We start from the raw sequence: 10,632 nt of genomic DNA on the forward strand, positions 1-10,632 counted from the left end.
GCGGACGGCGCGGACGGCGCCGCCGGAGTCGCCGCCCCGGCGGCGGAGGAGGCCGGCGCGGAGGCCGGCGCGGGGGCCGAGACCGGGTCGGACGAGCCGGGGCCGCAGGCCGCGGCCGCGGCGAGGAGCAGACCCACAGCGGCCGCCGCCGCTGCCTTCCGCAGGGTACGTACGCTGATCTCAGAACGGGGCATCGGGCCAGTCTAGGCAACCGATGATCTTGGTCTGCCCGGTGGTACGGGTCCCGCCTCCGCCGAGGCCGCGATGTGCCGGCCCGGGGACGAAAGGGGCTGCGGCGAGGGACAGTTGCCGGCCCGCCCCACCGGGCCTCCCGCCCGTCCGGCCCGTCGGCCTCCGGAGACGGCTGCTACAGTGGCAGTGACCTGTAGTCGTGTGATCGAGGAGTGGCAGACGTGGCGGGTGACGACGACATCTCCGGGTGAGATCCGGATCTGACGGCCACCGGCCGGTGCTTCAGGAGCGCCGCCGAGGTGGTCCGTTTCGTCGACCCCTTTTTCCACACGTCTGCCCAGGGCAGAGGTCTATCTCCCTGCCCTCATTCCGTTCGAGGTCATCCCCATGTCCGACGCTGCCGTCGTCTGCTCCAACGTCTCCTTCGCCTGGCCCGACGACACCCAGGTCTTCCACGACCTGTCCTTCACCGTGCCCGCCGGCCGGACCGGGCTGGTCGCCCCCAACGGCGCCGGCAAGAGCACCCTGCTCAAGCTGATCTCCGGCGAACTCAAGCCCGCCACCGGCTCGGTGACCGTCACCGGACGCCTCGGCCACCTCCGCCAGAGCCTCCCCCTGACCTCCGGCCTCACCGTCGCCGAGGTGCTCGACGTCGCCGGGATCATCCGGGCCATCGACGCCGTGGAGTCCGGGGACGTCGACGAGCGGCACTTCACCACCATCGGCGACGACTGGGACATCGAGGAGCGCACCCGCGCCCAGCTCGACCGTCTCGGCCTGACCGACCTCACCCTGGACCGCGGCCTGGACACGCTCAGCGGCGGCCAGATCGTCTCCCTCGGCCTCGCCGCCCAACTGCTCAGGCGCCCCGACGTGCTGCTGCTCGACGAGCCCACCAACAACCTCGACGCGGAGGCCAGGCACAAGCTCTACGACGTGCTGGCGGACTTCAACGGCTGTCTGCTGCTGGTCAGCCACGACCGCGCGCTGCTCGACCGGATGCAGCACATCGCCGAACTCGGCAACAGCGAACTGCGCTTCTACGGCGGCAACTTCACCGAGTACGAGGAGGCCGTCCAGGCCGAGCAGGAGGTCGCGGAGAAGAACGTCCGCAACGCCGAGCAGGAGCTGAAGCGGGAGAAGCGGGAGATGCAGCAGGCCCGCGAACGCGCCGAGCGCCGCCAGAGCAACGCCGCCCGCAACCTCAAGAGCGCCGGCCTGCCCCGCATCTTCGCCGGGAACATGAAGCGCGGCGCCCAGGAGTCCGCGGGCCGGTCCGGCCAGGTGCACGCGGCCCGGGTCAACGAGGCCAGGGCCAAGCTCGACGAGGCCGGTCGTGCCCTGCGCGAGGAGCAGCGCCTCTCCCTGGACCTGCCCGACACCCAGGTGCCCGCCGGGCGCAACCTCTTCCTCGGCGAGGGGCTCCAGGTCAGCCACGCCGGCCGGCCGGTGTTCGCCGACGGCGGCGTCGACCTGAGCGTCCGCGGCCCCGAGCGGATCGCGCTGACCGGGCCCAACGGGGCCGGGAAGAGCACCCTGTTGCGCCTGCTCACCGGCGAACTCACCCCGGACAGCGGGGAGATCAAGCGCAACGACGGGCGGATCGCCTACCTCTCGCAGCGCCTCGACCTGCTCGACCTCGACCGCACCGTGGCGGAGAACTTCGCCGCCTTCGCCCCCGAGCGGCCCGAGACGGAGCGGATGAACCTGCTCGCCCGCTTCCTGTTCCGCGGCGCCCGCGCCCACCTGCCGGTCGGCGTGCTCTCCGGCGGCGAGCGGCTGCGCGCCACCCTGGCCTGCGTGCTGTGCGCGGAGCCCGCCCCGCACCTGCTGCTGCTCGACGAGCCGACCAACAACCTCGACCTGGTCAGCGCCGGCCAGCTGGAGAGCGCCCTGAACTCCTACCAGGGCGCCTTCCTGGTGGTCAGTCACGACGAGCGCTTCCTCGCCGAGATCGGGGTGAACCGCTGGCTCCGGCTGGCGGACGGCACGCTGAAGGAGACGGGGGCGCCCGCGGTGTGAGCCGCCGGTGTGTGAAACGGCCCGCGCCGAGGCTCCGTGCCCGGCGGGCCGCCCACCGCCCCTCGCACCGGAAGGACCCCCGTGCTCCAGCACGCCCTCATCGCCCACGACGTCGTGCGCGACCTCGGCGGCCGACGCGTCCTCGACGGCGTCGGCCTGACCGCCGCCCCCGGCCACCGGATCGGCCTGATCGGGGAGAACGGCGCCGGCAAGTCCACCCTGCTGCGGGTGCTCGCCGGCGTGGACGAGCCCGACGCGGGAAGCGTCTCGCGCCCCGCGGACCTCGGCTTCCTGCACCAGGAGATGCCCTACGAAGCCGGCGCGACCGTCGCCGCCGTCCTGGACGACGCGCTGCGCGAGGCCCGCGAGGACCTCGCGGAACTGGACCGGCTCGGCGCGGAGATCGCCCGCACCCCGGAGTCCGCGCCCGGACACGCAGAACTCCTGGACGCCTACGGCAGGCGGCTGGAACGGGCCCAGTACCGGGAGTCCTGGGACGCCGACCGCCGCGCCGCCCTGGTCCTCGACGGGCTGGGCCTCGGCGCGCTCGGGCACGACCGCGCGCTCGGCTCGCTCTCCGGCGGGCAGCGCGGCCGGCTGGCCCTCGCCGCCCTGCTCGTCCGGCGGCCGTCCGCCCTGCTGCTGGACGAACCGACCAACCACCTCGACGACGGCGCCGCCGCCTTCCTGGAGGAGCAGGTCCGCGCACTGCCCGGCAGCGTGGTCGTCGCCGCCCACGACCGGGCGTTCCTGGACGCCGTCTGCACCGATCTGGTCGACCTCGACCCGGCGGTGCACGGACCGGTCCGCTACGGCGGCAACTACAGCGCCTACCTGGGAGAACAGCGCGCCGAACGGGAGCGCTGGGAGCGGCGGTACGCCGAGGAGCAGCAGGAGCTGGCGCAGCTGCGCCACTCGGCCGGCGTGACCGCGCACCTGGTCGCACCGGACCGGGGGCCGCGCGACAACGAGAAGATGGGCTACGGCCACCGGGCGGGCCGGGTGCAGAGCCAGGTCTCCCGCCGGGTGCGCAACGCCGCCCGGCGGCTGGAGGAGCTGGAGCGCGCACAGGTCCCCGAGCCGCCGCGCCCGCTGCGCTTCGCGGTCGGCGCGCTGGCCTCGGACGGCGGCGCCGCTGCGGACGGTGTCGACGTCGACGTCGTGGAGGACGGGCAGCCCCTGGTCTCGCTCCGGGACGTCCGGGTGCCCGGCCGGCTCGTGCTGGACGGGCTGGAGGTGCCGGCGGACGACCGGCTGCTGGTCACCGGCGGCAACGGGACGGGCAAGTCGACGCTGCTCGCGGTGCTCGCCGGGCACCTCGCCGCCGAGGGAACGGTGCGCCGGCGCCCCGGGCTCACGGTGGGGCTGCTCACCCAGGACACCGTCTTCGGCCGGCCCGGCCGCACCGTCCGCGACACCTACGAGCTGGCACTGGGCGCGGCACGGGCCGAGGAGGTGCCACTGGGGTCGCTCGGTCTGCTGAACGCGGCGGACCTGGACAAGCCCGTCGGCCGACTGTCCGTCGGGCAGCGCCGGCGGCTCGCGCTGGCGCTCCTGGTGGCCGACCCGCCCCGGCTGCTGCTGCTCGACGAGCCCACCAACCACCTCTCCCCCAGGCTCTGCGACGAACTGGAGGAGGCCCTCGGCACCGGCCCAGGCGCGATCGTCCTCGCGAGCCACGACCGCTGGCTGCGCCGGCGCTGGCAGGGCCGGGAACTGCGGCTGGAGCCGGCCCGCCACTACGCCCTCACCTAGTCACCTGCCAGTACGGTGACAAAGGACACCGAAGGCCGGTGCGAGGGCGACCTCGCACCGGCCTTCGTTCGGCGACCCACCGGGCGAACCGCTCGGTGACAGAGGCCGCTCGCACCATCCGGTGCGAGCGGCCTCTGCCCGGGGACGACCAGCCGTGTCCCCGAAGGGAACAGTCTCCGGGGTCCGGTCCGCCGGTGTCAGTCCGGATGGTTCCGGATTCCGCGCGGTGCGGGGTGTGACTAGCGTCCGGACCGTCGGACATCCGGCGGTCCGGACGGGCCGCCGTCACACGCCCTGGAGGCCACCGTGACCGCGAACCACCCCACCCGCAGGGGCATCCTGAAGTCCGCCGGCGGGCTCGGCGCCGCGCTGGCGCTGGGCGCCACGGGCGCGCTGGCGTCGGCGTCGCCCGCGGCGGCGGCCGGAGACGGCTTCGGCCTGAGCATCGTGGAGCGCGGCGAGGGCGACCCCCGGATGTGGTACTACCGCTTCCGCACCGCCGCGATCGGCTGGAACCCCGCCGTGAACGTGCTGCTGCCGGACGACTACCACACCAGCGGCCGCACCTACCCGGTGCTGTACCTGTTCCACGGCGGCGGCACCGACCAGGACTTCATCACCTTCGACCGCGAGCACATCCGCGACTGGACCATCGGCAAGCCGCTCATCGTGGTGATGCCGGACGGCGGCCACGCGGGCTGGTACTCCAACCCGGTCAGCTCCAACGTGGGCCCCCGCAACTGGGAGGACTTCCACATCGGCCAGCTGATCCCGTGGATCGACGCCAATTTCCGCACCTACGCCGAGCCCGAGGGCCGCGCGGTGTCCGGCTTCTCGATGGGCGGCTTCGGCGCGCTGAAGTACGCCGCCAAGTACTGGGGCCACTTCGCCTCGGTGAGCGCCCACTCGGGCCCGGCCAGCCTGCGCCGGGACGGCAGCCTGGTGGCGAACTGGGCCAACCTCTCCGCCGCCGCGCTGGACCTGGCGGGCGGCACGATCTACGGTGCGCCGCTGTTCGACCAGGCGCGGGTGAGTGCCGACAACCCGGTGGAGCGGATCGAGAGCTACCGCAACAAGCGGGTCTTCCTGGTGGCCGGGACGAGCCCCGACCCGGTCGACTGGTTCAGCCAGGTCAACGAGCCCCAGGTCCTCGCCGGGCAGCGGGAGTTCCGCTCCCTGCTCGACGGCGCCGGCATCCCGTACGAGGCCCACGAGGAGCCGGGCGGCCACATCATCCGCCCCGGCATGATGCAGCGCGACATCGACGGCATCATCGACCGCCTGCGCAAGGCGTGAGGGGAGCGTCGGTGCGCTTCCCCCTCCCCCGCCGCGCCTCGCGGCCGGCCCTGGCCGCGGTCGCCCTGCTGCTGCCGGTCACCGTGCCGGCCGCCCCGGCCGCGGCCGCCGGGTTCGCGGCCTCCTGTCCCTCCGCCGGCTTCATCTCCCAGCACTACACCCAGGAGCACAACGGCATCGACATCGCCGCCCCGCGCGGCACCCCGATCTACGCGGTCGGCGACGGCAAGGTGCTGGTCTCCGGCACCGCGCAGGGCTACGGCCAGTGGATCCGCGTCCTGCACGAGGACGGGACCATCACCGAGTACGGGCACATGTACGAGCGGGACGTGGCCACCGGCGACCACGTGACGGCCGGTCAGCAGATCGCCCTGATGGGCAGCGAGGGCACCGCCGACGGCCCGCACCTGCACCTGCGGGTCTGGGCCGACCCGGACGCGTCCGTGCGCACCGACCCGGAGCCCTACCTCGCCGAACGCGGCGTCACCGTGCCCTGCACGCCGGGCTCGGGCCCCCGTCCGACGCCGTTGGTGTATCCGGCGGAGTCGGGGCGGGTGGTCTCGGCGCGGTCGGCGGACGGACGCCTGGAGGTGTTCGCGGCCGGTGCGAACGGTGTCTCGCACGCCTGGCAGACGGCGGTGAACGGCGCCTGGTCGGAGTGGGAGAACCTCGGCGGCCCCGGCGGCGCGGAGTTGGCGATCGGTCCGAACGCGGACGGGCGCCTGGAGATGTTCGCCATCAACGGCGACACCTTCCAGCACCGCTACCAGCTCCAGCCCTCCGGCACCTGGTCCAACTGGGAGACCTTCGGCACCGGCGGCCACGACATCGCCACCGGCACCAACCAGGACGGACGCCTCGAAGTCTTCGCCTCAGGACCGGCCGGCATCTACCACAAGTACCAGACGGCACCCTCCGCCGGCTGGTCCGAATGGGAAGCCACCGGCGGAGGCCCCGCCAACAGCGAGATCGAACTCGGCAAGGCCCCCGACGGACGCCTCGAAGCCTTCGCCCTCAACGGCACCACCTTCCAGCACCAGTGGCAGACGACGGTGAACGGCACCTGGTCCACCTGGGACACCTTCGGCGAAGGCGGCCACGACCTCACCGTCGACCACAACCAGGACGGCCGCCTCGAAGTCTTCGCCTCAGGACCCGCCGGCATCTACCACAAGTACCAGACCAACCCCACCAGTTGGTCCGACTGGGAAGCAACCGGCGGCCCCGCCGACTCCCAGCTCACCAGCCACCCGACCGCGGACGGCCGCGTCGAGGTGTTCGCCATCAACGGCAGTACCGCACAGCACAGCTGGCAGACCGGCATCGACGCCCCCTACAGCCCGTGGGAGACCTTCGGCGGCCCCGGCACCGAGATCGGCGCCGCCGCCAACGCCGACGGCCGGATCGAAGTCTTCGGCACCAGCACCACCGGCGTCCACCACAGGTGGCAGACCGGATTCGCCACCTGGTCCGACTGGACCTGGCTCAACACCACCCCCGGACCCGCCGTCAACCGAGGAGCCACCACGTGACCGGCACGCTCCTCCGCACCCGCCGGACGCCGCATCACGTCCTGTTGTCCACGCTCGCCTCACTGGGCGTGACGGCGGGCCTGATGGTCGGCGCCACGCCGGCACCGGCCGCCACCGGCAGCGACCTGTGCGCCGAGGTCGCCTACACCGCGGGCTTCCGGGGCGAAGCCCTGGTGACCGCCATCGCGGTCGGCCTCGCCGAGTCCAGTTGCAATCCGCTGGCGTCCAACGTCCAGAACAACACGCCGCCGTCCACCGACCGCGGCCTGTGGGAACTCAACGACTACTGGCACCACGAGGTCACCGACGCCTGCGCCTACGACGCCCGGTGCAACGCCGAGGAGACCTTCCGCATCTCCAACCGCGGCACCGACTGGCAGCAGTGGGCGACCTACAACCAGGGCGCGCACCTGCGGCACCTGGACGAGGCGCGGGCCGCCGTGGACCGGCTCGGCCACCACGAGCCCGGCCCCGCACCGTTGGTGTATCCGGCGGAGTCGGGGCGGGTGGTCTCGGCGCGGTCGGCGGACGGACGCCTCGAAGTCTTTGCCGCCGGTGCGAACGGTGTCTCGCACGCCTGGCAGACGGCGGTGAACGGCGCCTGGTCGGAGTGGGAGAACCTCGGCGGCCCCGGCGGCGCGGAGTTGGCGATCGGTCCGAACGCGGACGGGCGCCTGGAGATGTTCGCCATCAACGGCGACACCTTCCAGCACCGCTACCAGCTCCAGCCCTCCGGCACCTGGTCCAACTGGGAGACCTTCGGCACCGGCGGCCACGACATCGCCACCGGCACCAACCAGGACGGACGCCTCGAAGTCTTCGCCTCAGGACCGGCCGGCATCTACCACAAGTACCAGACGGCACCCTCCGCCGGCTGGTCCGAATGGGAAGCCACCGGCGGAGGCCCCGCCAACAGCGAGATCGAACTCGGCAAGGCCCCCGACGGCCGACTCGAAGCCTTCGCCCTCAACGGCACCACCTTCCAGCACCAGTGGCAGACGACGGTGAACGGCACCTGGTCCACCTGGGACACCTTCGGCGAAGGCGGCCACGACCTCACCGTCGACCACAACCAGGACGGCCGCCTCGAAGTCTTCGCCTCAGGACCCGCCGGCGTCTACCACAAGTACCAGACCAACCCCACCAGTTGGTCCGGCTGGGAAGCCACCGGCGGCCCCGCCGACTCCCAGCTGACCAGTGAGCGTTCGCCGGACGGCCGGGTGGAGGTGTTCGCCATCAACGGCAGTACGGCGCAGCACAGCTGGCAGACCGGCATCGACGCCCCCTACAGCCCGTGGGAGACCTTCGGCGGCCCCGGGACCGAGATCGGCGCCGCCGCCAACGCCGACGGCCGGATCGAGGTCTTCGGCACCAGCACCACCGGCGTCCACCACCGGTGGCAGACCGGATTCGCCACCTGGTCCGACTGGACCTGGCTCAACACCACCCCCGGACCCGCCGTCGACTGACCCCGCCGGCACCCCTCCTGGGCGCACACACGGGCCCGATCGACAGACGCCTCCTGCCGATCGGGCCCGTGGCCGTGTCCGGGGGGGCGCCGAGGCTCCGAACACCCGCCCGAACCCTTCCCTCCCTGTTTGTCAAGTACCCGGCGGCATACGGTTTACAGTCGTGCGCGAAGAGGTACCGTTCGTCCGTCCGGCAACAGTCGGCACGCGAAACGGGGAGCGGTGCACAGCACCGGAGCGGTGCGCGGGACGGAGGAACGGTGAGCGGGATTGTCGTCCACCTGCCGGAGGGGAACGGCGACGGCACGGTGACCTTGCGGCTCGGCCCCGGAGAGCGGGCACGCTTCGGCCGAGGCTCCGCCCGCACGCCGGTGGAGCTGCGCCTCGGCGACGAGACGGTCTCCCGGCTGGCCGGCGAGATCCACGCGACCGACGACCACTGGCAGTTGAGCAACCTCAGCAACACCCACGCCTACCTGGTGGAGAACCCGGAGGGCGCCGGCGAGTACCTGCGGGTGCCACCGCGGCGGATCGGCGCGCCGATCCCCTTCGAGTTCTCCCGGGTGGTGCTGCCCTCCCGCCGGGAAACCCCGCTGTCCTTCCAGGTGTTCGCGCCCGACCACGTCTACCTGGACCCGCACGCCCGCGGCGGCTCCGGGGAGAGCCGCACCATGACGGCGTACTCGCTGGACGAGACCGCCACCTACTTCCTGGTCCTGGTCGCGCTCTGCGAACCGTGGCTGCGCGACCACTCCCCCGCCGCCGTCCCCACCACCCCGCAGGTGGTCGCGCGGCTGCACGGCCACCCCGCCTGCGCCCGGCTCACCGCCCGCGCGGTCAGCTCGCACCTCGACTACCTCGCCGACGAGAAGCTCCGCATCGACCTGCCCGACGGCGCGGGCCGCGCGGACCGCCGCAGCGGCAAGCGCGAGGCCGTCGTGGGACTCGCCCTGAAGTTCGGCATCGTCCGCGAGGAACACCTCGCCCTGCTGCCGCGCCCCGAGCCCGTCGGGTCCGGACGGTAGGGGGAGGGCACCCATGGTGCACGACCGGGCCGACCCGGTCTTCCCCGGGGACGGCGAGGAGCTGCTGCCGGCCGGCCACCGGGTCGGCGAGTGGACCGTCACCGGGCCCATCGGCGAGGGCGGCTGGGCGACCGTCTACGCCGCCCGCCGCACCGACGCAGTTGCCGGCGCCGACGAATCGGCCGGCACCGGCGACGTGGACGGCACCGGCGACGTGAACAAGACCGACGACGTGGACGGCACCGTCGCCCTCAAGGTGCTGCCGACCGCCGGACTCACCCCCCGCCAGGCCCGCCAGGTCGCCGAAGCCGCCCGACGCGAGGCCGAGTTGGCCCGCAGCGCCCCGCACCCCCGGCTGGTCCGCCTGCTCGACACCCTCGTCCTGGCCGCCCCCGACCGCCCCTCGCTCGACGGCGCGATCGTCCTGGTCATGGAACGGGCCAGGTGCACCCTGCGCGACCTGCTCGCCACCGGCGTCGACGAGGCCCGGGGCCGCCGGATCGTCGTCGGCATCTGCGAGGGCCTGGCCCATCTGCACCGCTCCGGCTGGGTCCACAACGACCTCAAACCGGAGAACGTCCTCATCGGCCGGGACGGCGAGGTCCGCCTCTCCGACTTCGGCCTCGCCATCGAACTCACCGGCACCCACGGCCACTCCGCCCCGATGGGCACCCCCGACTACCTCCCGCCCGAGCGCTGGAAGGAGCCGCTCGGCGAGCACGGCGTCAAGGTCCGGACCACCGCCGACATCTGGGCGCTCGGCATCGTGATCCACGAGGTCTTCGCCGCCGGTGTCCGGCCGTTCCCGGGCGCCACCCCCACCGCCCGCTGCGCCGCCGCCCAGCAGTACGCCGAAGGCCGCGCCGCGCTGCGCCTGGCCGCCGCCGTCCCCCCGTTCTGGCGCGCCCTCGCCGCCGACCTGGCGGAGCCGGCCGGCCTGCGGGTGCCCGCCGCGATCGAGCCGGTGGGCGCGGGCCGGCCGGTGGCCCTCGCCGACCCCGCGGCCGTCGCCGAGTGCGCGGGCGACTACCGCAACGGCTCGATCCGCTACCGGGTCGAACCGGCCGGGGACGGCCCCGCCACCCTCTCCGTGGACGGCGACCCGCCGATCCCGCTGCGCTGCTACGCCGACCTCTCGTACGACCTGATCGCCCCCGACACCGGCCTCCCCGAGCCCGGCGGGCACTTCCACCGGGACCGGGCCACCGGCCGGATCGACCGGGTGCAGGTCTCCGGGCGCACCGCCCGCCGGGCCGGCTCCGGCTGAGCCACCGGCCCGCCGCAGCACACCTCGCACCGCCGCTTCCCCCTGCTTCCCCCCTCGCTTCCCCGGGCCCGAGG

At 73.6% G+C, this 10,632-nt stretch carries 8 protein-coding genes; 7 read left to right on the plus strand and 1 reads right to left on the minus strand.

Annotation, left to right across the window (positions count from 1 at the left end; all coding sequences use genetic code 11):
- The coding region (locus BU198_RS43005) for a hypothetical protein (RefSeq protein WP_223245420.1) at positions 1–194 on the minus strand (194 nt) is incomplete at its 3' end.
- A 385-nt stretch (positions 195–579) separates the two neighbouring features.
- Here BU198_RS43005 and abc-f point away from each other — a divergent pair.
- From abc-f to BU198_RS36390, 7 genes are all read left to right on the plus strand, one after another.
- A complete protein-coding gene (abc-f, locus tag BU198_RS36360) occupies positions 580–2,214 on the plus strand; it encodes a ribosomal protection-like ABC-F family protein (protein WP_188301078.1) in 1,635 nt (544 codons plus the stop codon).
- 81 nt (positions 2,215–2,295) lie between these two features.
- On the plus strand, positions 2,296–3,969 hold the full coding sequence (locus BU198_RS36365; protein ID WP_188301079.1) for an ABC-F family ATP-binding cassette domain-containing protein: 1,674 nt from the start codon (positions 2,296–2,298) through the stop codon (positions 3,967–3,969).
- Positions 3,970–4,275: 306 nt separating this feature from the next.
- On the plus strand, positions 4,276–5,265 hold the full coding sequence (locus BU198_RS36370) for an alpha/beta hydrolase (protein ID WP_188301080.1): 990 nt from the start codon (positions 4,276–4,278) through the stop codon (positions 5,263–5,265).
- 11 nt (positions 5,266–5,276) lie between these two features.
- Complete coding sequence (locus BU198_RS36375; protein ID WP_188301081.1) at positions 5,277–6,797, plus strand: peptidoglycan DD-metalloendopeptidase family protein; 1,521 nt, start codon at positions 5,277–5,279, stop codon at positions 6,795–6,797.
- 83 nt (positions 6,798–6,880) lie between these two features.
- Positions 6,881–8,266, plus strand: coding sequence for a hypothetical protein (locus tag BU198_RS36380; protein WP_223245424.1), 1,386 nt, complete (start codon positions 6,881–6,883; stop codon positions 8,264–8,266).
- 260 nt (positions 8,267–8,526) lie between these two features.
- Positions 8,527–9,291: a serine/threonine protein kinase gene (locus BU198_RS36385; RefSeq protein WP_188301082.1), complete on the plus strand. Its 765-nt coding sequence runs from the start codon at positions 8,527–8,529 to the stop codon at positions 9,289–9,291.
- A gap of 13 nt (positions 9,292–9,304) precedes the next feature.
- Positions 9,305–10,558 carry a serine/threonine-protein kinase gene (locus BU198_RS36390; RefSeq protein WP_223245421.1) on the plus strand — a complete coding sequence of 418 codons (1,254 nt, stop codon included), beginning with the start codon at positions 9,305–9,307 and terminating at the stop codon, positions 10,556–10,558.
- Positions 10,559–10,632: the final 74 nt, after the last annotated feature.

The organism is Streptomyces sp. CBMA156 (assembly GCF_014596515.1).
In the GTDB taxonomy this organism is placed as follows: Bacteria; Actinomycetota; Actinomycetes; order Streptomycetales; family Streptomycetaceae; genus Kitasatospora.

Excerpts from the sequence above, each read along its gene's own strand:
- abc-f (WP_188301078.1), top strand. The coding sequence starts at position 580 with ATGTCCGACGCTGCCGTCGTCTGCTCCAACGTCTCCTTCGCCTGGCCC.
- BU198_RS36380 (WP_223245424.1), top strand. The coding sequence starts at position 6,881 with ATGGTCGGCGCCACGCCGGCACCGGCCGCCACCGGCAGCGACCTGTGC.
- BU198_RS36390 (WP_223245421.1), top strand. The coding sequence starts at position 9,305 with ATGGTGCACGACCGGGCCGACCCGGTCTTCCCCGGGGACGGCGAGGAG.